General features: G+C 73.1%; 19 protein-coding genes and 1 pseudogene. 8 read left to right on the top strand and 12 right to left on the bottom strand.

Annotation, left to right across the window (positions count from 1 at the left end; genetic code table 11):
* Positions 1-7: 7 nt before the first annotated feature.
* The 4 genes from NHG27_RS08340 to NHG27_RS08325 all read right to left on the bottom strand — a co-directional run bounded on the left by NHG27_RS08340 (position 8) and on the right by NHG27_RS08325 (position 3,610).
* On the bottom strand, positions 8-1,063 hold the full coding sequence (locus tag NHG27_RS08340) for an iron-siderophore ABC transporter substrate-binding protein (protein ID WP_497015792.1): 1,056 nt from the start codon (positions 1,061-1,063) through the stop codon (positions 8-10).
* Positions 1,064-1,282: 219 nt separating this feature from the next.
* On the bottom strand, positions 1,283-2,263 hold the full coding sequence (locus NHG27_RS08335) for a DNA-3-methyladenine glycosylase family protein (protein ID WP_497015790.1): 981 nt from the start codon (positions 2,261-2,263) through the stop codon (positions 1,283-1,285).
* 110 nt (positions 2,264-2,373) lie between these two features.
* Positions 2,374-2,964 carry a ribonuclease H family protein gene (locus NHG27_RS08330; RefSeq protein WP_193720838.1) on the bottom strand — a complete coding sequence of 197 codons (591 nt, stop codon included), beginning with the start codon at positions 2,962-2,964 and terminating at the stop codon, positions 2,374-2,376.
* Between the two features lie 268 nt (positions 2,965-3,232).
* Positions 3,233-3,610, bottom strand: coding sequence for an FKBP-type peptidyl-prolyl cis-trans isomerase (locus tag NHG27_RS08325; protein WP_193720837.1), 378 nt, complete (start codon positions 3,608-3,610; stop codon positions 3,233-3,235).
* Positions 3,611-3,733: 123 nt separating this feature from the next.
* On the opposite strand from NHG27_RS08325, the gene NHG27_RS08320 reads away from it, so the two are divergent.
* Positions 3,734-4,852, top strand: a complete 1,119-nt coding sequence (locus NHG27_RS08320; protein WP_193720836.1) for a VIT1/CCC1 transporter family protein — start codon at positions 3,734-3,736, stop codon at positions 4,850-4,852.
* Between the two features lie 244 nt (positions 4,853-5,096).
* The gene (locus NHG27_RS08315) at positions 5,097-6,281 is read left to right on the top strand and encodes a hypothetical protein (protein WP_497015788.1); all 1,185 of its coding nucleotides are present in this window, start codon (positions 5,097-5,099) and stop codon (positions 6,279-6,281) included.
* A 74-nt stretch (positions 6,282-6,355) separates the two neighbouring features.
* On the opposite strand, the gene NHG27_RS08310 is transcribed toward NHG27_RS08315, so the two are convergent.
* Entirely contained in the window at positions 6,356-7,765 is a 1,410-nt protein-coding gene (locus NHG27_RS08310) for a GntT/GntP/DsdX family permease (RefSeq protein ID WP_193720885.1), read from the bottom strand.
* A gap of 108 nt (positions 7,766-7,873) precedes the next feature.
* Positions 7,874-8,311 (bottom strand): annotated as a pseudogene (locus tag NHG27_RS08305) (gluconokinase); the annotation flags it as partial.
* Positions 8,312-8,505: 194 nt separating this feature from the next.
* Between NHG27_RS08305 and NHG27_RS08300 the strand changes: the two are divergent.
* The 3 genes from NHG27_RS08300 (at position 8,506) to NHG27_RS08290 (ending at position 12,309) form a co-directional block, all read left to right on the top strand.
* Positions 8,506-9,192 carry a FadR/GntR family transcriptional regulator gene (locus tag NHG27_RS08300; RefSeq protein ID WP_497015786.1) on the top strand — a complete coding sequence of 229 codons (687 nt, stop codon included), beginning with the start codon at positions 8,506-8,508 and terminating at the stop codon, positions 9,190-9,192.
* A gap of 132 nt (positions 9,193-9,324) precedes the next feature.
* Positions 9,325-10,695, top strand: a complete 1,371-nt coding sequence (locus NHG27_RS08295; RefSeq protein ID WP_497015784.1) for an MFS transporter — start codon at positions 9,325-9,327, stop codon at positions 10,693-10,695.
* A gap of 126 nt (positions 10,696-10,821) precedes the next feature.
* The gene (locus NHG27_RS08290) at positions 10,822-12,309 is read left to right on the top strand and encodes a sugar porter family MFS transporter (protein ID WP_497015783.1); all 1,488 of its coding nucleotides are present in this window, start codon (positions 10,822-10,824) and stop codon (positions 12,307-12,309) included.
* Between the two features lie 86 nt (positions 12,310-12,395).
* Here the strand turns inward: NHG27_RS08290 and NHG27_RS08285 are convergent, their stop codons facing one another.
* Both NHG27_RS08285 and NHG27_RS08280 read right to left on the bottom strand, forming a co-directional pair.
* Positions 12,396-13,082 (bottom strand): response regulator, encoded by a 687-nt coding sequence (locus NHG27_RS08285; RefSeq protein WP_497015781.1) that lies wholly within the window; start codon positions 13,080-13,082, stop codon positions 12,396-12,398.
* On the bottom strand, positions 13,079-14,584 hold the full coding sequence (locus tag NHG27_RS08280) for a sensor histidine kinase (RefSeq protein WP_497015779.1): 1,506 nt from the start codon (positions 14,582-14,584) through the stop codon (positions 13,079-13,081). Before NHG27_RS08280 ends, NHG27_RS08285 begins: the two co-directional genes overlap by 4 nt.
* A 128-nt stretch (positions 14,585-14,712) precedes the next feature.
* Here NHG27_RS08280 and NHG27_RS08275 point away from each other — a divergent pair, with 128 nt between their 5' ends.
* The gene (locus NHG27_RS08275; RefSeq protein ID WP_497015777.1) at positions 14,713-15,522 is read left to right on the top strand and encodes a GAP family protein; all 810 of its coding nucleotides are present in this window, start codon (positions 14,713-14,715) and stop codon (positions 15,520-15,522) included.
* 122 nt (positions 15,523-15,644) lie between these two features.
* Entirely contained in the window at positions 15,645-16,301 is a 657-nt protein-coding gene (locus tag NHG27_RS08270) for an SAM-dependent methyltransferase (RefSeq protein ID WP_497015776.1), read from the top strand.
* A gap of 12 nt (positions 16,302-16,313) precedes the next feature.
* On the opposite strand, the gene NHG27_RS08265 is transcribed toward NHG27_RS08270, so the two are convergent.
* From NHG27_RS08265 to NHG27_RS08250, 4 genes are all read right to left on the bottom strand, one after another.
* Positions 16,314-16,859: a DivIVA domain-containing protein gene (locus tag NHG27_RS08265; protein WP_497015774.1), complete on the bottom strand. Its 546-nt coding sequence runs from the start codon at positions 16,857-16,859 to the stop codon at positions 16,314-16,316.
* A gap of 100 nt (positions 16,860-16,959) precedes the next feature.
* Positions 16,960-18,447 carry a flotillin family protein gene (locus tag NHG27_RS08260; RefSeq protein ID WP_497015772.1) on the bottom strand — a complete coding sequence of 496 codons (1,488 nt, stop codon included), beginning with the start codon at positions 18,445-18,447 and terminating at the stop codon, positions 16,960-16,962.
* Between the two features lie 88 nt (positions 18,448-18,535).
* A complete protein-coding gene (locus NHG27_RS08255) occupies positions 18,536-19,006 on the bottom strand; it encodes an NfeD family protein (RefSeq protein ID WP_497015770.1) in 471 nt (156 codons plus the stop codon).
* Between the two features lie 209 nt (positions 19,007-19,215).
* Positions 19,216-20,346 (bottom strand): phosphotransferase family protein, encoded by a 1,131-nt coding sequence (locus NHG27_RS08250; protein WP_497015768.1) that lies wholly within the window; start codon positions 20,344-20,346, stop codon positions 19,216-19,218.
* Positions 20,347-20,567: 221 nt separating this feature from the next.
* Between NHG27_RS08250 and NHG27_RS08245 the strand changes: the two genes are divergently transcribed.
* The gene (locus NHG27_RS08245; protein WP_497015766.1) at positions 20,568-21,299 is read left to right on the top strand and encodes an alpha/beta hydrolase; all 732 of its coding nucleotides are present in this window, start codon (positions 20,568-20,570) and stop codon (positions 21,297-21,299) included.
* Positions 21,300-21,381 lie beyond the last annotated feature (82 nt).

Below are 21,381 nucleotides of genomic sequence, written 5' to 3'. Positions count from 1 at the left end.
TGCGAGACTACGACACCTTCTCGGCCGCGGCCGCGAGCTGCGGCACGTACTGGTCGAGCATCCACGGGATGGACAGAGCCGTGGGGGCGCTCGACGCCATGACGAACGACTCGCCCACGATCGGGGCGAAGCGGCCCTCGGACACGGTGGGCATCGCGGCGATGACCGGGTCGGCGACGAACGTGTCGACGTCGGCCTGCGTCGCGAAGTACATGATGAGGACGTCGGTCTCGATCTTGGAGACGTTCTCGTAGCTCAGGGGGTACCAGAAGGTCCCCGACTCGGGGTCGGCGTCGAGCTCCTCGACGCTCGGCGACAGGGTCATGCCGAGGTCCTCGACGACCTGCACGCGCGGGTCCTCGGCGCGGTACACGTTGAGCTGGTCGGCCGTGTTGGCCGCGGCGTACAGGAAGGACTTGCCCTCGATGACCGGGAACTCGGCGGCCTGCGCCGCGATGCCGGCGTTCGTCTCCTCGATGAGCGCGTCGGCCTCGTCGGACAGCCCCAGGGCGTCACCGACGATGTCGAGCTGGTCCTGCCAGGACAGCGCCCAGGGCTCGTCCGGGTACGCGACGACGGGGGCGATCTTGGAGAGCTTGTCGAACTCCTCCTGCGTCATGCCCGAGTAGGGCGCCAGGATGACGTCGGGCTTCGCGGCGACGACCTCCTCGAACGGCACCTCGCTCGTGTCGCCGCCGGAGAGGAGGGTCGGGGTCTCGGCGCCCATCTCGTCGAGCTTCTCGGCGACCCAGGGGAGCACGCCGTCCTCGTTGCCGCCGTACGCGTAGGCGGGCATCGCGACGGGCACGACACCGAGCGCCAGGACGGCGTCCTGCGTCGACCAGCCCCAGGTCACGACGCGCTCGGGCTTCTCCTCGATGACGGCCTCGCCGAGCGCGCTGTCGATCGTGACGGGGAAGGCGCTGTCGGAGGCGCTGTCGGCGGCAGGGGACGAGGCGTCGTCGGTGGACCCGCCGGAGCAGGCGCCCAGGGCGAAGGCGGTGGCGACGGTCGCGGCGACCAGCGCTGCGGGCCGGAGCCGTCGAGAGATGGTGCGAGACATGATGCTCCTCGGTCGGTGCTGCACGGGATGATGTGCCAGAGGTAAGGCTAACCTCATCACCTGGGAGCGGCCGACGGGAGGCCGGGGACCGGGCCAGTGGGATGGTTCACAACGGGATGTCACCTCCTGGCCAGACGTGCGGGGCCGAGAACGAGGTAGAGGTCGTTCTGACCGGCTTGGCGACCTCAACTCCGTGCTCGACCGCACGGAACCTCGTGCTCAGTTGCCCCGGTGGTCCTGGACCGAGAGCCTCGGGCCTCGCCGCGGTGCGTGCCCCAGGCCCGACACCTCGAGCAGCCGCACGACCCGGTACCGGTGCGGCGCGTAGGGCGCGAGCAGCCGCAGCATCCCGGCGTCGTCGGTCCGCTCGCCCGTCAGCGCCCACCCGACGGCCTTGGCCAGGTGGAAGTCCCCGACCGACACCGCGTCCGCGTCCCCGAGCGCCCTTTGCGCGACCTCCGCGGCCGTCCACACCCCGACCCCGGGCACGAGCTGCAAGCGCGCCTGCGCGGCGGGGGACTCCATCGCAGCGCACTCCTCGAGCCTGCGGGCGACGCGCGCGCACTCCACGACGGTCCGTGCCCGCCGAGGGTCGACGCCCGCCCGGTGCCAGTCCCACACGGGGATCGTGGCCCAGGTCCGGGCGTCGGGGACCACGCGCATGCCCTCAGGGGCGGGTCCGGGCGCGGGCGTGCCGTGCCGCGCGAGCAGCCAGCGCCACGCATGGTGCGCGGTCACGACCTGCACCTTCTGCTCCAGGACCGCCGGAACCAGGGCCTCGAGCACCCGCCCGGTGCGGGGGACGCGCAGCCCGGGGTGCCTGCGGTGCGCGTCCGCGAGGCGGGCAGGAGGCTCGAAGGAGGCTGCGTCGTCGGGCTCCCCGAGGAGCGAGGGGAGGGACTCGGCGAGCTCGCCCGCCCCGGGCCCCCACGCCTGCCCGACGACGTCGCGCACCCCCGCCTGCACCAGGCGGTAGGTCACGGGACCGGTCGGGAAGAGGCTCGTGCGCCAGGTCCCGGCGAGAGGACCGCTCGGCACGACGCGGAACGTGGGGTCGTAGGGGCCACGGGAGAGCTTCGCGAGCGTCGAGCGCAGGTCGAGCGGGCGGTCGGAACGCAGCGCGAGGGGGAGCGGGTCGGGGGAGCCGTCGACCGCCCCGGCCCCGGCGAGCGCTGGGGCGGGGAGCGGGGACGCGGTCATCGCTCCAGTGTCGCACCGGAGGCTGGGCGCCCCGGCGGGGCCGAGAACGGGCTTGAGGTCGCCACCGGCGTGGTGACGACCTCAAGTCCGTTCTCGGCAGCTCGCGAGGTTCAGTCGAAGAGCGTCGACTCGGTCCAGGCGTCCGCAGCGGCCTTGCTCGCGGCGGTGGCTCCGACCTTGGCGGCCGGGCGGCCCGCAGCGACCGGCCGCTTGGCGGGCGCGACCGCGAGGTCGTCGGTGCCCGCGAGCGTCGCCCGCTCCTCGCCACGTCCCGCGGCCCAGTCCTGCGCCGCGAGGCCGGCGAGCTGGTCGGCGCGCTCGTTGAAGTGGTTGCCGACGTGCCCGCGCACCCACCGGAACCGCACGGGACCGGGGCGGGCCGTGATCGCGGCCTCGATGCCCTGCACGAGCTCGAGGTTCTTCACGGGGGTGCCGCCGGCGGTCCGCCAGCCCTTGCGCTTCCAGCCCTCGAGCCACTCCGACGCGCACTTGATGGCGTACTGGGAGTCGGACTCGATGAGGAGCGGCTCGGCGCTGGGGTGGGCGCGTACCGCTTCGAGCAGAGCCATGAGCTCCGCGATCTGGTTCGTCCCGGAGGCTGCGCCGCCCGAGTCGAAGGTTCCGTCGTGGTTGATCCACGCCCAGCCGATCGCTCCACCCGGGTTGACCAGGCACGAGCCGTCGGTGCTGACAGTGATCACTTGTGCGTCCTCGCTCATCGGAGTCGGAAGTCCGTCGCGCCCATTGTCCCCGACTTTCCGGGGCGCCAGGACCGTCGTCTGCCCCGCACGCCCGACGGCGGAGCGCACCGGGGCGCGCGAGGCGCGGCCCGCCGTCGGGCCGGTCGGGACGAGCGTGACCGGAACCTCATCCACGCTCCGGCGCGCCCCGCGACCGGGCCCGGGAGCACGACGCCCCCGCCCCCACCGGTGACCGGGGGAGCGGGGGCGACGCGTGATCAGGGAGCGGTCAGCTGACGCCGAGCAGGTCGATCACGAAGACGAGCGTCTTGCCGGACAGGCGGTGGCCGCCGCCGGCGGGGCCGTACGCGAGCTCCGGGGGGCAGACGAGCTTGCGGCGCCCGCCGACCTTCATCCCCGGGATGCCCTGCTGCCAGCCGGCGATGAGGCTGCGCAGCGGGAAGTTGATGGACTGGCCGCGGCTCCAGGACGAGTCGAACTCCTCGCCGGAGTCGTACTCGACGCCCAGGTAGTGGACGTTGACGGTCGAGCCGGGCTGCGCCTCGGGGCCGTCGCCGACGATCAGGTCGGTGACCTCGAGCTCGGTGGGGGCCGGCCCCTCGGGGGCGTCGACCTCAGGACGGGTGCGTTCGGTGTTCTCGGACATGCTCCGATCCAACCACGGGACGCCCCCGCAGGGGCTGTCGGAACTCCCGGGAACCGCAGAACCGTGCGGAAAAGTTGGGGGTCCCGAAACCCACGGACGTCCTTTCCTTGCCATGATGGACGCATGACTCCCCCCGCGACCCCGACCTCCGGCGTGCCCGCGAACGCAGGTGAGGACCGCCGTCGGACCCCCCAGGACATCCGCCGCTGGCGCCGCTTCCTGGCCGACGAGCGCGCCGAGGCCGCGACCTACCGCGACCTCGCGTCGCGCCGCACCGGCGAGGAGAAGGAGATCCTGCTGGCCCTGGCCGACGCCGAGAAGCGGCACGAGGACCACTGGCTCGCGCTGCTGGGCGACGACGTCGGCAAGCCGGTGCGGGGCGACTGGCGCACGCGCTCGCTCGGCTGGTTCGCACGCAGGCTCGGCGGGGTGTTCGTGCTCGCGCTCGCGCAGCGCGCCGAGGCCCGGTCGACGTACGAGACCGACGTCGACGCGACCGCCCGCATGGCCGCGGACGAGCGCATCCACGAGGAGGTCGTGCGCGGGCTCGCGACCCGCGGACGCATGCGCATGTCCGGGACGTTCCGCGCAGCGGTGTTCGGGGCCAACGACGGCCTGGTGTCCAACCTCGCGCTGATCCTCGGGATCGGGGCGTCGGGGGCGTCGAACGCGACCGTGCTGCTGTCCGGTCTCGCGGGCCTGCTCGCCGGCGCGCTGTCGATGGGGGCGGGCGAGTACGTGTCGGTGCGTTCGCAGCGCGAGCTGCTCGACGCGTCGACGCCCAGCCCGTTGGCGTCGGCCGCGCTGCCGCACCTCGACGTCGACGCCAACGAGCTCGCTCTCGTCTACCGGGCGCGGGGCCTGTCACCCGAGGAGGCCGAGGAGCACGCGTGCGAGGTCCTCTCGACGTACACGGCCGCGACCGTGATCGCACCGGCCGCCGAGGACGACGAGTTCGAGACCCATGGCTCCGCGATGGGCGCCGCGGTGTCGTCGTTCCTGTTCTTCGCGTCGGGCGCGCTCATCCCCGTGCTGCCGTACCTGTTCGGGCTCCAGGGTGGTGTGGCGATCCTCGTGGGGAGCGTGCTCGTGGGGCTCGCGCTCCTCGGCACGGGCGCCACGGTCGGTCTGCTGTCGGGGGCGTCGCCCGTCAAGCGCGCGCTGCGCCAGCTCGCGATCGGGTTCGGGGCCGCGGCCGCGACGTACGCGCTGGGTCTGGTGTTCGGGGCGACGGTCGCGTAGTGGCCCAGCGAGGGCCCGACGGCGATGCTCACCCGGAGACCGTAGGGCAGGTTCCTGCCGCGGGTCGGGAGTGAACCGGCGTGCCGGACGTGTCCTCCTTGCGCTGGCCGCCGGTGCGCGTCGATACTCGCCGCACACTCGGTGGCGGCAGGGCGCCCCGGCGATGTGGGCGACGACAGTTGGTCGGCCCCCCGCCAGCGTCTCGGTGCTTCCGATCGTCGAAGATCCCGAGGAGACCGCGCTGATGACCGTTGACCTGAGGAACTGCGCGGTGCGGGCAGTCGCCCCGGCGGACGATGGGCCGGGTTACTTCGTCGTCGCCGACGGGCGGCTGTGGCGGACGGCCGTGAGGGGTCCGGAGGCGGAAGCCTTGTGTGCGCTGCCGAACATCGCCGAGGTCGGTGGCCTCGGGCGCTGGGAGGGCAGGCCGCTCGAGCTGCGCCTGTACGTCCACGGGCCGTGGGTGTGCGTGACCGAGCGGCTGGGGTTGAACGCGACGTTGGTGAACACGGCCACCGGTGCGGTGCGCGAGCTCCGTCGGGAGCGTTATCACGCGGACGTGTCGAGCTACTCCATCGTCTTCGTGGAGCGCGAGGGCCGCACGCTGCTGATCGCGCAGACGCAGTGGAACCGTCTCGACATCTTCGACGCCGAGACGGGTGAACTCCTGACGGACCGTGAAATCGTCGTGCGACGCACGGGTGAGCGGGACGAGCAGGGCTTCGAGATCGTCGAGCGCGAGAACTACTCCCCGCTGTTCCACTCGCTCCTGCAGGTCTCGCCGGACTTCCGTCACTTCCTGGGGCACAGCTGGCTCTGGATGCCCCTGGACAGGATCGGCGTCTACTCCGTCGACGACTTCCTGGAGAGCTGGGAGGCGGGCTCGATGCTCGTCGGTGACCGAACGGGCAACTGGGACAGACCGGCCACCTTCATCGACGACAGCACGTTCGTCGTGGCCATGGACGACTGGGGCCTCGGTGACCTCCTCTGGGACGACGAGGACCCCGCCGAGCTGGGGTACGAGTACAAGCAGCTTCACGTCTTCACGATCCCCTCGCCGCTCACGCCGGACGGCGAGGCGAGGTTTCTCGACCCTACGGTCACCGTGGACTGCGATGTGTTCCCCCTCGGCAAGGAAGGCGAGGTCACGGGCGAGCTGCACTATGACCAGCACACCGGCCTCCTCGTCGCCGTGAACGCGAACGGGGCGTTCCTCGTCAGGCTCGACGGCACCGTCGTCGAGCACCTGCCAGACCTCACCCCTGCGACCCGGTACCTGTTCGACTACACGGACCGCGGCGGCAAGGTCGTCGGATGGGAGTACTCCACGGACCGCCGCCTGTTCTACCGCTGGCGTGACGGCGTCGGGATCGAGGAGCGGTCGTTCTCGTGGGCGGGGGCCTCTGCAGGGGCTCGGACCGGCTGACGGAGATTCGACCCCGGAGGACCCGACGGCGGAGCGTGCCTCCGCCGTCGGGCCTCCACAGCCCGGGCCGCGCGCTAGACGACCAGGCCCAGCAGCAGGATCACGACCAGCGCCACGACGGACAGCACGCACTCCATGACGGACCACGTCTTGAACGTCTGGCCCACGGTCATGCCGAAGTACTCCTTGATGAGCCAGAACCCGGCGTCGTTGACGTGCGACAGGAACACCGAGCCGGCGCCGATCGCGAGGACCAGCAGCGCCGCGTGCGTGGGCGGGAGCCCGGTCGCGAGCGGCGCCATGATCCCGGCGGCCGTGATGGTCGCGACCGTCGCGGACCCCGTCGCGACGCGGATGAGCGCCGCCACGAGCCAGCCCGCGAGGAGGGGCGAGAGGTTCGCGTCGGAGATGCCGCTCGCGATGACCTCGCCCACGCCCGAGTCGACGAGCGTCTGCTTGAAGCCGCCGCCCGCACCCACGATGAGCAGGATGCCCGCGATGGGCGCGAACGACTTGTCGACGAGCGAGCTGATCTCGTCGCGCGTGCGGCCCATCGCGCTGCCGAACGCCACGAGCGACACGAGCGCCGTGACGAGCAGCGCCACGAGGGGCGTCCCGATGAACTCGAGGCCCTTGCCGACCGGCGTCTCCAGGGTGCCCGTCATCTCGACGACGGTCCGGGCGAGCATGAGGATCACGGGCAGCAGGATGACGGTGACGGAGACCGCGAAGCTGGGGCGGGGCGCGTCCTCGTCGCGCTCGGTCACGCCCAGGACGGTCGTGGGCGGCGCGAGCCTGACCCACGCGGCGAGGGGCTTGGCGAGGAGGGGACCGGCGACGATCACGGTCGGCACGGCCACGAGCAGGCCGAGACCGAGGGTCAGGCCCAGGTTCGCGCCCAGCGCGTCGATCGCGAGCAGGGGGCCCGGGTGCGGGGGGACCAGGCCGTGCAGCGCCGACAGGCCCGCGAGGGCCGGGATGCCGACGAGGATCGGCGACACCTTGGAGCGGCGCGCGACCATCATGACCACGGGGATCAGCAGGACGACGCCGACCTCGAAGAACAGCGGGATGCCGATCACGAACGCGATGAGGGCCATGGCCCACGGCAGGCGCTGCAGGGGGGTGCGCGCCAGGATCGTGTCGACGATCTGGTCCGCGCCGCCCGAGTCGATGAGCATCTTGCCGATGATCGCGCCGAGCGCGATGAGGACGCCGACCCCCGCGACGGTCGACCCGAGCCCCGCCGAGAAGCTCACGAACGCGTTCACGAAGTCGATGCCCGCGACGATCGCGAGGACCGCCGAGCCGATCATGAGGGACAGGAACGGGTGCAGCTTGAGCCAGACGATCAGGACGATGATCGTCGCGATCCCGATCACGGCCGCGAGGATGAGCTGGGTGGTCCCGGCGTCCGTCGTGGGGGTCTCGGTGGCGGCGCGCAGGGCGCCCGCGGCGAGCGGGTGCGAGGCGAGGGAGAGCATCATCGCTCCTCGGTGTCGTGGTGGTCGCCGGCCGGGGGGGTGCGGCGTGGTGGAGGGCTGGGGCACGGGGAGAGCGGTGCTCGTGAGGATCCGGTCGACGAGCTCGGCGGGTGCGAGGCCGACGTCGAGCGTGATCCCGTCCTCGTCGTCGGCGAGGGGCTCGAGCGTCGCGAGCTGCGACGGCAGGAGCGAGGTCGGCATGAAGTGCCCGCTGCGCTGGGCCATGCGCTCCGCGAGGAGCTCCGGGCTCCCCGTCAGGTGCACGAACCGCACCCGCCCGTGGGCGGTGCGCAGCAGGTCGCGGTAGGAGCGCTTGAGGGCCGAGCAGGTCACGACCGCGGAGCGGTCGTCGGCGGCCTGCTGGTCGAGCCAGTCGCGCATGGCGCGCAGCCAGGGCCAGCGGTCCTCGTCGGTCAGCGGGGTGCCCGCGCTCATCTTGTCGATGTTGGCCTGCGGGTGGAACTCGTCGGCCTCGGCGTACGGGCGGCCCATGCGTTCCGCGAGCAGGGTCGCGACCGTGGTCTTGCCCGAGCCGGCGACGCCCATGATGACGAGGTGGACCTGCGGAGGGGGGTCCCCCAGGGTCGGGGTCGTGCTGACGTCTGTGTCCATGAGGGTTCCTTGGCTGTCGACTGCTGCGTCGTGAGCGGACCTCTACGGCCGCCGTTCGAGCATGCACGATTGGTATCACCTTTGGCAAACAATGGTGTGACCAATGGGCGAAGCCGTAGGCTCGACCCATGTCCGCGACGGTGCTCCACAGCTCGGTGACCGACCTCCTCGGTCGACGCATCACCGCAGGTCACCTCCCTGCGGGCAGCACGCTGACCCTCGACTCGATCGGCGAGGAGTTCGGCGTCTCCCGCACCGTGACCCGCGAGACCATGCGCCAGCTCGAAGCCCTCGGGCTCGTCCGCTCCGGGCGACGCATCGGCCTCGTCGTCCTCCCCGAGCAGGACTGGAACGTCTACGACGCCCGCATCATCCGCTGGCGCCTCGCCGGACCCGGCCGCGACGCGCAGCTGCGCTCGCTGACCGAGCTGCGCTGCGCCGTCGAACCCCTCGCCGCCGCCGGGGCCGCCCGCTACGCGACCGCCGAGGCCCGCACCGAGCTCGTCGAGACCGCCGCCCGCATGCGCGAGCTCGGCGAGGCCGGCCGTCTCGAGGAGTTCCTCCAGCTCGACATCCGCCTGCACGCCCTGCTCCTGCGCTCGTCCGGCAACGAGATGTTCGCGGCGCTCACCGACGTCGTGGGCGAGGTCCTCGCCGGGCGCACCCACCTGGGACTCATGCCCCAGGCGCCCGTCGCCGAGGCCCTCGACGAGCACGAGGCCGTCGCGCGCGCCGTCGCCGCGGGCGACCCCGTCGAGGCGGAGCGCGCCATGGCCGCGCTCGTGGGCGAGGTCCGGGCCGCGCTCGGGGCGTGAGGCCCCGACCACCGGGCCGTCGCCCCGGGGAGCCCGACGGCGTCGCGCGCCCCGCGCGAGCGCGCGTCACGTCCTGAGACGGTCGCCCCGGGACACGGTTCCCGCGCGGGGTCGGGGGTAGCCTCGTCGCTCGTGCCCCGCCTCGACGGCATCCTTGCCGACACGACCCCGCTCCGCGTCTCCCCGCCGTTCCGCCGGCTGTGGTGGGGACTCGGGGTGTCCAACCTCGGTTCCCAGCTCACGGTCGTGGCCGTGGGGCTCCAGGTCTACGCGCTCACGGGCTCGACGCTCGCGGTCGGTGTGCTCGGGATCTTCGCGCTCGTGCCCCTCGTCGCGCTCGGGCTGTACGGGGGCGCGCTCGTGGACGCGTACGACCGCCGCCGGGTCGCGCTGCTCGCGTCGTGGGCGCTGTGGGTCGTCACGGGGCTGCTCGCGCTCCAGGCGTGGCTCGACGTGGGGTCCGTCGGGGTCCTGTACGGGCTCGTCGCGCTCCAGTCCGCGGCGTTCGCGATCAACAACCCCGCACGCTCGGCGATCATCCCGCGCCTGGTCGAGCCCCGGCTCCTGCCCGCCGCGAACGCCCTGCAGACCATCTCCTGGAGCATCGCCCTCACCGTGGGGCCGCTGCTCGGGGCGTTCCTCGTGGCGCTGTGGGGGTACGGGGTCGCGTACACGATCGACGTGGTGCTGTTCGCGGCGGCGCTGTGGGCCGTGTGGCGCCTCCCGTCGATCCCGCCGGTCCTTGCGGACCGCCTGCCGGAGGAGGCGGGCGCCCCCGGCCCGGGTGGTCGCGACGACGCGGCTGCCGCGGGGGCTGCCGCGGCCGCGCCCCGCCGCAAGGTCGTCGGCATCGGCTCGGTGATCGACGGCCTGCGCTACCTCGCGACCCGGCCCAACGTCCGCACGACGTTCCTGGTGGACCTCGCCGCGATGATCCTGGCCTTCCCCCGGGTGCTGCTGCCCGCGGTCGGCGTGCTGTTCATCGGCGGCGGAGAGACCACGACGGGCGTCCTCAGCGCGGCCTTCGCGGTCGGCGCGGTGCTCGCCGGGGTGTTCTCCGGGGCGCTCTCCCGCGTGCGCTGGCAGGGGCTCGTGATCGCGTGGGCCATCACGGCGTGGGGGCTGTCGATCGCGGCGTTCGGCGCGGTGCTGCTCCTCGTCGGGTCGACCGAGCCGTCCCAGGTGCTCGTGGGCGGTCTGGTCGCGGCGTGCGTCGCGCTCGCCCTCGCGGGAGCCTCCGACGCCGTGAGCGCGGTCTTCCGCCAGACCATCCTGCAGACCGCGACGCCCGACGACATGCGAGGTCGCCTCCAGGGCGTCTTCATCGTGGTCGTGGCGGGTGGGCCCCGGCTCGGCGAGGTGGTCCTCGGGGCCCAGGCGAGCTGGTTCGGCGAGGCGTGGGCCGCGGTCGCGGGCGGCCTGGCCTGCATCGTCGTGGTGTGGCTGATCCTGCGCACCCAGCCGCGCTTCCTGAGGTACGACGCGCTGCACCCCGAGCCGTAGGGCGGCGCGCATCGATCCTCCGAAGTCGCACGTGACCTGCCGTGACTCTCGCCACGGTCGCTCACCGCGCGACCACGCCTTCTCCTCACTATCGTCGAAGGACAACCTGACACGGAGGGGGTCGTCATGACCAGCAACGACGCGGGAGCGGCTGGGGACGCACGGGCCCAGGCGCAGGCCAAGCGGCTGAACAAGAGAGTCATCGGGATCAGCCTGGCCGCCGCACTGGGCGGCTTCCTGTTCGGGTTCGACACGGCGGTCATCAACGGTGCCGTCGACGCCCTGTCCGACCAGTTCGAGCTCAACGCGGCGATCACCGGTTTCGCGGTCTCGTCGGCGCTCATCGGGTGTGCGGTCGGTGCCTGGTTCGCGGGGCCGATCGCGAACAAGATCGGCCGCATCAAGGTCATGCTCATCGCGTCGGCGCTGTTCCTGGTGTCGGCGTTCGGTTCCGGCCTGGCGTTCGCGGTCTGGGACCTGATCATCTGGCGCGTGGTCGGCGGTCTGGGTATCGGTGCCGCGTCGGTCATCGCGCCCGCGTACATCGCGGAGGTCTCCCCGGCGCGCATCCGCGGGCGGCTCGGGTCCTTGCAGCAGCTCGCGATCGTGACCGGCATCTTCGCCTCGCTCCTGACGGACGCCGCGCTGGCGGGGGCCGCGGGTGGCGCGTCGAACGTCCTGTGGCTGGGTCAGGAGGCGTGGCGCTGGATGTTCATGGCGGCCGCCGTGCCGGCCGTGGCGTACGGCCTGTTCGCGCTGCGCATCCCGGAGTCGCCGCGCTACCTGGTGGCCAAGGGGGAGACCAAGAAGGCGGCCGAGGTCCTGCGGGAGTTCACGGGCGTCCAGGACGTCGACCACAAGATCGCGGACATCGAGAACTCCCTGAAGTCCGACACCAAGGCCTCCCTGAAGGACCTGCGCGGCAAGCGCCTGGGCCTCAAGCCGATCGTCTGGGTCGGCATCCTGCTGTCGGTGTTCCAGCAGTTCGTCGGGATCAACGTGATCTTCTACTACTCGACGACGCTCTGGCGGTCGGTCGGGTTCTCGGAGGACGACGCGCTGCTGACGTCCGTCATCACGTCGGTCACCAACATCGTGGTGACGATCGTCGCGATCCTCCTGATCGACAAGATCGGTCGCCGCATCCTGCTCCTGGCGGGGTCCACGGGCATGTTCGTCTCCCTGGGCATGATGGCGCTCGCGTTCACGCAGGCGACGCTCACGACTGCGTCCGACGGCACCACCTCGGCCTCTCTCGAGGGCGGCTGGGCCACGGTCGCGCTCATCGCCGCGAACGCGTTCGTCGTGTTCTTCGGGGCGTCGTGGGGCCCGGTCGTGTGGGTGCTGCTGGGCGAGATGTTCCCCAACCGCATCCGGGCGAGCGCGCTCGCGGTCGCGGCTGCCGCGCAGTGGGTCGCGAACTTCGCGATCTCGACGACGTTCCCTGTCCTGTCGGACATCGGGCTCAGCTTCGCGTACTCGTTCTACGCGTTCTTCGCGCTGCTGTCGCTGTTCTTCGTGTACTTCAAGATCCCGGAGACGCGGGGCAAGGAGCTCGAGGACATGCGCGACGACTTCGTGATCAAGCGTGGGCACATCGTCGAGACGACGTGACCCCCGGCGTCCCTGCCGTGACGTGAGCAGATGCCCCTGACCCCCACGGGTCGGGGGCATCTGCCCGTCTCCCGGTGGGTCGCGCGCTAGGCCAGGCCCGTGTCCCGAGCGACGATCGCGGCCTGCATGCGGGTCGTGACCTGGACCTTCGCGAGCACCCGTGACACGTGCGTCTTCGCGGTGGCCTCGCTGATGAACAGCTCGTCGGCGATGCCCTGGTTGGACAGCCCGCGCCCCAGGGCCGCGAGCACGTCCGTCTCGCGCGGGGTCAGGTCCGCGAGCCGCGGGTCGCCCGCGTGCCCCGTGCCCGACGGCGCCGCTCCCCCCGGGAGGTGAGCGGCGCCGTCGGGCCGGGGAGCGGACGCGAACGCCGCGAGGAGGCGGCGCGTGACCTCGGGGGCGAGGACCCCGTCGCCGGCCGCGACCCGGCGGACCGCCTCGATGAGGGCCGCGGGCTCCGCGGTCTTGAGCAGGAAGCCCGCGGCGCCCGCGCGCAGGGCCTCGTCGACGTACTCGTCGAGGTCGAACGTCGTCAGGACCAGGACCTCAGCGAGGCGTTCCGCGACGATCGTGCGCGTCGCCTCGATCCCGTCGACGCCGGGCATGCGCAGGTCCATCAGGACGACCTCGGGGCGCAGGGCGCGCGCGTTCGTGATCGCGGCGGCGCCGTCGGACGCCTCGCCCACGACCTCGACGTCCGGCGCGGAGTCGAGCAGGAACCGCAGGCCCGCGCGGATCGCGGCGTGGTCGTCGGCGAGCAGGACACGGATCATGCGGGGTCTCCGGACGGGTCGGTGGCAGGTGGCTCGGACGGCGCGGGGGAGCCGCAGGGCCGACGCAGCGGCAGGTCGGCGCGGACGGCCCACGCGTCGCCCGCGCCGGACGGCCCGGCCCGGAAGGTCCCGCCGAGGGCCTCGGCGCGCTCGCGCATCGTGAGGAGCCCGGTGCGGGCGCTGAGGCTCGGGGGCAGGGGCCCGGGGGCGGCGGTCAGCGTGCTGGTGACCTCGACCGTGAGGAGGTCCCGCTCGCGCGCCCCGCGCAGGCCGAGCGCTACGCGCACCCGGCCGCCCGGCGCGTGCTTGGCCGCGTTCGTCAGGGCCTCCTGCACGATCCGGTGCGCGGCCTGGTCGACCGCGGACGGGAGGGCCGCCGCCCGGGCGTCGTCCGGGTCCTCGACGTCGACCGTGAGTCCTTGGGCGCGCGCGGAGGTGATCACGTCGTCGAGCCGGGCGAGGCGCGCGGGAGCGGCGACGGCCTCGCCCGCGAGCACCGTGCCGTGCGTCGCGTCGAGGACGGCGGTGCGCCCGGCGTCACGGGCACGCACGGTCCGTCGGTCCGCGGGGGTGCCGTCGCGCGGCAGGTCCGAGCGCAGCAGCAGGATCATGGCCCGCATCTCCTCGAGGGACGTGATGCTGCTCGACCGGACGAGCTCGAGCGCCGCGCGGTCCCGCGCGGCGTCCGGGGGAGAGGCGAGCGCGGCCCCCGAGTGGATCGCGATGGCCGACAGGTGCGACGCGATGACGTCGTGCAGGTCGCGGGCCATCGCGGCCCGCTCGGCCCGCACGGCCTCGTGCTGCCCGAGCTCGGCGATCCGCTCCAGGTCGGTGGCCCGTTGCGCCTCGAGGTCGGCGCGCTGCGCCTCGAGGTCGGCCCGCTCGGCGGCGAGATCCGCGAGGTCGGACTTCTGCCGCACGTTCGCCGCCCACCAGAGCGGGGTCGCGAGGATCGCGGCGACCTGGATCCCCCCGAGCACGAACCCCTGCACGTCGCGGAAGTGCTCACCCGTGGCCACCGCAGCCAGCAGGACGAGCATCCCGACGCCCACGCCCACGGCGGTCCGCAGCCGCTTGGTGCCGTGGAGCCCGGTGGCGTAGAGCAGGTCCCACAGGACCAGGATCATGCCGAGGCTGCCCCCGAACGACAGGTCGACGGCGAACGCCGCGCCCCCGACGACGAGCGCGACCGCGGGGTGGCCCCGCTTGACGACCAGCGCCGCGCACCCGACGAGCAGGGGCAGCGCGTGCCACCAGCGCCCCTCGACCGACACGAGCGGCGGGATCGACCACACCTCGACGACGTCCACCAGCAGGAGCAGGAGCCCGATCACCAGCACCCCTGCCGCGTAGTACGCGTCCCCGAGCCCGCTGTCGGAGCGGATCCCCGCGTCGATGCTGCGCACGACGCGGCGAGCACGCGCGGCGGGAGAGGCCGGGCGGGCCGCTGCCGGGCGGGCGGCGGGCGCGGCGTCGGGCGGCGCGGGCAGGGGGTCGGGCACGTTCCCATCTCAGCACAGGGGCCTCGTGCGCGGATCGCTCGAACGATGTACGGCGCGGCGGTCCAGGGCCGGGGGGATCACCCGTTCGCCCGACGACACCTGCCCCCGCCCCGCGTGAGGGTGTCGGCATGGAACTCCTCCCGCTGCTCGGCGCGCTCGTGGTCCTGGCCCTCGTCGACTCGACGAGCTTCGGGACCCTGCTCATCCCCGTCTGGCTGCTCATGACCCCGGGCCGGGTCCAGGTCGGGCGGATGCTCGTCTACCTGGGCACGATCGTCGGGTTCTACCTCGTGGTGGGGATCGTGATCGCGCTGGGGGCGGGGGCCTTCGCCCAGGGGTTCGGGGAGCTGTTCGAGACGCGGCCCGCGCGGATCGTCGAGCTGCTCGTGGGGGCCGGGCTCGTCGCGTTCAGCTTCCGGCTCGACCGGCGATCGAAGGGTCCGTCGGACGGTGGGGGCCGCGTCCTGCGGTGGCGGGCCCGCGCGATGGGGGCGTCGAGCGCGACAGGAGCGGCGCCGTCGGGCCTCACGGACCTGCCCGACGGCGCAGCGCACCCCGCGCGTTCCCCGCGCCCGGGCGTCGCGACCGCCCCGCGCACCGGTTCCGTGACGGCCCTCGTGGGCCTGGCGCTCGCGGCCGCCGCGATCGAGGTCGCGTCGATGCTCCCGTACCTCGCGGCGATCGGGATGATGACGAGCGCGGACCTCGGGTGGCCTGCGACCGCGGTCGTGCTGGCCGGTTACTGCGTCGTCATGGTGCTGCCCGCGCTCGTGCTCATGGCGGGGCGCGTCCTCGCGGCCGGGCAGGTGGGGCCGCTGCTCGACCGCCTCAACGCCTGGATGACGAGGAACGCGGCGTCGACCACGGCATGGGTCGTGGGGATCGTGGGGTTCCTGCTGGCGCGCGACGCGGTGGTGTGGCTCGGCTGGACCGGGTGAGGCGCCGGCGCGCCCGACGTCCTTTTGCCGGAACGGCAAGGCCGCTTGCACCCGGGCACGGCGAGGCGTCAAGGTCGGGGGAGACGACCGACCCACGGCCGGTCCCGACCCGAGGAGCCCGCGTGGCGCACGACCACCAGAACCACGAGCACGGCCACCAGCAGCACCACCACGACCAGGCGTTCTGGGACGAGCGCTACGGCTCGGCCGAGTCGGTGTGGAGCGGCAACCCCAACCCGCAGCTCGTGGCGCAGGCCGCCGACCTGACGCCGGGCCGTGCGCTCGACGTGGGCGCGGGCGAGGGGGCCGACTCGGTGTGGCTCGCGCGGCAGGGGTGGGACGTGGTCGGGCTCGACATCTCCCCGGTCGCCCTGGGGAAGGCCGCCGCCCACGCCGTCATCGCCGGGGTCGCCGACCGCATCGAGTGGCGTCAGGCCGACCTGCTCGAGTGGCAGCCCGGCGACGAACGGTTCGACCTGGTCACGGCCCACTTCATGCACCTGCCGGCCGACCTGCGCCGCCAGGTCTTCCCGCGCCTCGCGCAGGCCGTGGCCCCGGGCGGACGGCTCCTCGTCGTCGGGCACCACCCCGAGGACCACGAGACGGTGCGGCGCGACTTCGACGAGCACTTCTTCTACACGGGGGCCGACCTCCTGGCCGAGCTCGACCTCGACGGGTGGGACGTCGAGACCGAGGACGCGCCCACGCGCGAGATGCTCGACGCCGAGGGGCGGCCCGTCGCGATCCGCGACACGGTGCTGCGCGTGCGGCGGCCGTAGCGCCGTCTCCGGCTAGCCCTGGGGCGCGGTGCGGAGCGTGATCCCGTCCGGGCCCGCGTCGAGGGCGGTCACGGAGGCCGTCGTGCCGTCGGGGAGCAGCACGACGAGCCGGTCGCTCGCGCCCGCGCGGACGCGCGCGTACTGGAGCTGGGTCGTCAGGTCGTGGATGCCGAGGGGTCGGGCGTCCGCAGCGTCCGGTCCCGGTGCGGTGACGTGCGGCCCGGCTGCGCCGTTCGTCGCAGAGGCCGGGTGCGGGACGGCCGGCTCGGGGGGCGGCGTGGGGGCGGCCTCGTAGGACCGGAGCGTGCTGATGATCGAGTCGATGAGGTCGTCGACCTCGGTGACGTCGTAGCCCTCGCGCCACTTGGTGGCCGAGAACCGGGCGCCCTGGGCCTCGGCCGCGGTGAGCAGCCCCCTGCCGGGGCGATCGCCCGCCTCGTACGCCGTGAGCGTCGCCATGACGCGGTCGAGGTAGTCGTCGACCTGCTCCACGTCGTAGCCCTCGCGGAACTTCGTCGCGGAGAACTTCGTGTTCAGGACCTGCTGGGCGGTCAGCATGCGGGGGCTTCCGATCGAACGGTGGGACGGCGGGAGGGCGGCACGGCGACGCCGAGGTGGGCCGAAGACCCACCTCGGCGTGCCGGTGGTGAGGGGCGGGTCAGTTGGACGACGCGGCCGACGAGCCGTTCGCGCTCGCGGTCGTCGTCGCCTGGCCGCTCAGGTGCCCACCGGCCAGCCCGGCGATGAGCTGGTTGATGTCGACGCCCGTGAGCTGCTTGATGACCTGCTGGCCCTCGCCCAGGACCGAGGCGACGTTCTTGGTGACCGCGCTCGCGCCGTCGGTCGAGATGACCGTCATGCCCTGGATCTTGCCGATGGGCTCGGCCGCTGCGCGGACGATCTCCGGCAGGCGCTCGATGAGCTCCTGGACCAGGGCCGCCTCGCCGTACTTCTTGAGCGCCTCGGCCTTGGCGTCGGTGGCGACGGCCTCTGCGCGTCCCTCGGCCTCGACCGCGAACGCTCGCGCCTCACCCTCGGCCTTGATACCGACGGCCAGGGCGACCTGGCGGTCACGCTCGGCCTCACCGGCGCGACGGACGGCCTCGGCGGACGCCTCGGCGTCCTGGATCGCGGCGGTCTTGTTGGCCTCGGCGATCGTGGTGCGCTTGTACGCGTCGGCCTCGGTCGCGGCGTTCGCGGCGTCACGCTGGGCGTTGGCGCGCTGGACCTCGGCGTAGGCCGCGGCCTCGGCGGGCTTGCGGATCTCGATGTCGAGGCGCTCCTGCGTCACGCGCGCCTGCTCGGCCAGCGCCTCGCGCTCCTCGACCGCGACCAGGCGCTCCTGCTCGGCGCGGGCGAGCTGGCCCGCGGCCTCGGCCTCGGCGTTGGCCTTGTCGGTCTCGGCCTTGATGATGGCGCGCTTGAGGTCGAGGGCCTTCTGGCGCTCGGCGATCTGCTCGGCGGCGTCGATCGCGGCGAACTCCGACGCGCGCTGTGCCTCGGCCTCCGAGACCTCGGCGACCTGACGGGCGCGGGCGGCCTCGGCACGGCCCAGGTTCGACAGGTAGTCGGAGCCCGGGGTCGAGATGTCGGAGATGTTGAGGAGGTCGACCTGCAGGCCCTGCTCCGAGAGGTCGGTCTTGGTGGACTCGACGACGCGGTCAGAGAGGCCCTTGCGGTCGGAGATGATCTGCTCGATCGTCATGTCGCCCACGATCGAGCGCAGCGAGCCCTCGAGGGACTCCTTGATGATCTCGGTCAGCGTGCCCTGCTGGGACAGGAAGCGCTGGGCCGCGCGGCGCACGCCCTCCTCGTCGCCGCGGACCTTGAAGTTGATCGACGCCTTGATGGCGATCTTGATGCGGTTCTTGTCCACGCCCTCGACCGTGATGCCGATCTGGCGCTGCTCGAGCGAGATGGAGAAGCCCTGCTGCAGGATGGGCCACACGAACGTGCGGCCGCCCGTGACGACGCGCTGGCCCGTGCCGGCGGCCTCCTTGCGACCCGCTCCGCGCCCGACGATGATCAGCGCCTCGTTCGGGGGGACGCGGCGGATGCGCTTGGCGATGAAGGTGATGATCGCGAAGAACGCGATGACGAGGGCGATCGTGGCGATGATGCCGACGAGGTTGGAATCTTCGAGCATGTCGGTACGCGCCGGCGGCGCGACTCCTTTCGGTGGCGGGTCGTGCGAGCGGGTCGTGCGGTGGTGCCGTGGTGCGGTCTGGGGCCGGTCAGTCGTTGGGGTAGTACCGCCGGACGCGCACGCGCGTCCCGGACTGCTCGAGCACGACGACGCGGGCCCCTGACGGGATGGGCTCGTCGGCCCAGGCGAGGCGTCGTTCGAGCTCGCGTGCGGCGTCGAGCGAGACCTCGCCGGTCGCGGGGGAGATGTCGCTCGTCGCGGTCCCCTGGACGCCGACGAGGGAGACGGGGGCGGCGTCGTCGGACTCGCGGAGCTTCTTGGTGAGCACGGCCACGAGGAGGACGGCCAGGACGGCGAGGACCGCGGAGCCCACGTAGGCGAGGACGACGGGCAGGTCGTTCGTGACGACGAGCGCCCCGGTCGCACCGAACACGATCGCGCCGACGCCCAGGGACGTCCCGGAGACGGCGCCGTCTCCCAGCTCGATGAACTCCCCGAGGATCATCGAGACCAGCACGAGCACGAGCCCGACGATGCCGACGACGACGAACGTGATCACCGCATACCCCCAGGGTGGGTCACGTCGCGCCGCCGAGCACGGACCGCCCGAACACTTGACGTGATCGTGAACTTGCCCGAACTCTAGCGTGACTCAACTGCGCCCTGGGACGACAGGTGTCGCCTGCCGTCTCGCGTACCGCGCACCCGGGTCGCGTCACGGCGGACGCGAGCCCGGGCCCGCGGTCGTCCCCGAGCGGCGGGTGCGGCTCAGCGGGCGAGCTGGTCGAGGAGCACCTCGAGGTTCGCGGCAGCGGTGTCGCGGTATCCCTGGACCCATTCGCCCTGGTAGTCGCGCGGCGCGACCTCCGTCACGAGCACCGCGGAGATGTACGCGCGGTACAGGAGCAGTCGCACGTCACCGACCCCGAGCGTGCTCGCCCCGGGGCGCACCCGCCCGACGGCGTCGCTCGCGTCCGGTGCGACGTCGTCGGGCAGGAATTCACCCGGTGCGGGCGACGCGAACCACGGCTCCTCGACCGGGAGGTGCCCGCCTGCCGCGCGGTATCCCGCGGCGAGAGCGGGCGGGACGGGGCCGAGGCCGAGCTGGTCGGCTCCCGCGATCTCGTACAACGGGTCGGCCCACAGGCAGCGTTCGGTGTCGATCACGCCGCTCAGGCGCAGGGGGACCGGGGTGGCGGACGGGTCGGCCGCGGCGTCGGCGGCGGCGTCGGGGGTCCCGGCGGAGAGGAACAGGTTGCCCGGCCACAGGTCGGCGTGCACGAGGCGCGGGACCGTGACCTCGGCGAGCGCGTCGCGGTGACGGGAGACCACGGCCCGCAGGGCGTCGGCGGGGAGGTCGACGCCCCAGGCCTCGGCGTCGGCGAGCAGGGCCTCGACCATGAGGTCGAACGCCTGGGGCCACGTCGCCGCGCTCAGGTCCGACGCGGGCGCGGGGTACCCGAACGCCTCGCCCGTCACGGTGTGCAGGCGGGCCATGAACGCACCGAGGTCGTGCCGCACGCGTGCCGTCGCGGCGTCGTCGAGCGGGGGCAGCGCGTTCCACACGTCGCCGTCGAGGAACGTGACGACCAGGGCGTCGCCGTCGAGCGCGGTCCGGCTGAAGTCGGAGTGGACGACGCGCGGCATGAGGAGGTCGGGCCGGTCCGCGACCCGCCGGTAGACGTCCTCCTCGGTGCCGAGGATCCCGTGCTCGTAGCGCAGGAGGCGGGACGTGTCCGCGCTCGTGATCTTCACGACGAGGCGCCGGCCGTCGGTGAGGTCGACCCGGAACGTCGAGGCGAACATCCCGCCGTCCAGGGGAGCGGCGTCGGCGATCTCGCCGAGCGGGGACACGATGCGGGAGAGCTGGTCGTCGGTGACCGTCATCTTGGTGAGCACGGTCGAGATCGTATCGATTCGATTCGGCCTGGCGGAAGGGGCTGGACGGAAATCCCTGGAGGACCGCGACGGACGCTCGTACGATGGCAGGAGCCGTGCGAGAGAAGGAGGAGGTGGTACCCGTGGACGCAGTATCGACCAGGGTGCTTCCCTCCGTGGGCACGGTCGGACGATAGGTCGTCCGGGAGCGCCGCTCACGAGCACTCCCGAAAGGTACGACCATGCACTTCACGACAGAACGGCGCCTCGACGACGGCGTCCTCGAACGCGAGCTCACCCTCGGTGACGTCCCCGGCATCCTGTGGACTCCCCCGTCCGGGCCGGCGCCGCTGATCCTGCTCGGCCACCCCGGCGGACTGCGTGCGATGCACCCCCGGCTCGCGGGGCGGGCCGCGCGCTCCGCGGCGGACGGCTTCGCCGCAGCCAGCATCGAGCTCCCCGGGGCCGGCGAGCGGTCCCGCTCGGCCGACGCCGAGCAGGCCCGCGCAGACCTCCACCGGGCGCTGGCGGCCGGAGAGCCGGTCGACGAGATCGTCGACCGGTTGGTCCTCCCGCTGGTCGAGAGCGCGGTCCCGGAGTGGCAGGCCGCCCTGGACGCACTCCTCGAGCTGCCGGAGATCTCCGGGCCCGTCGGCTACTCGGGCGGGGTGCTGGCCATCGGCATCCGGCTCGCGCGCGTCGAACCGCGCATCGTGGCGGCGGGCCTCTTCGCGGGGAGCTTCGTCCCCCGCAGCATGCTCGACGAGGCCCGGCAGGTCAGGATCCCGCTGCACGTCCTGCTGCAGTGGGACGACGAGGGCAACGACCGGCAGCTCGCGCTGGACCTGTTCGACGCGTTCGGCTCCCCGGAGAAGACGCTGCAGGCCAACACGGGCGGCCACACCGGCGTCCCGGCGTTCGCGGGCGACGACGCGGCCAGGTTCTTCGCCCGGCACCTGAGGGCAGGCCGGTAGGCGCGGGCGCGAGGCCGGTCCGGCCGGCGCCGGACGCCCCTCGTCGAGCGTGCAGCTCGGGCTGCCCGGGCAGGTCAGGGGC

It is taken from the genome of Oerskovia sp. 140933, from assembly GCF_059651515.1.
The sequence above is the reverse complement of the archived record's forward strand: the minus strand, read 5'-3'. Positions and strand labels throughout refer to the sequence as shown.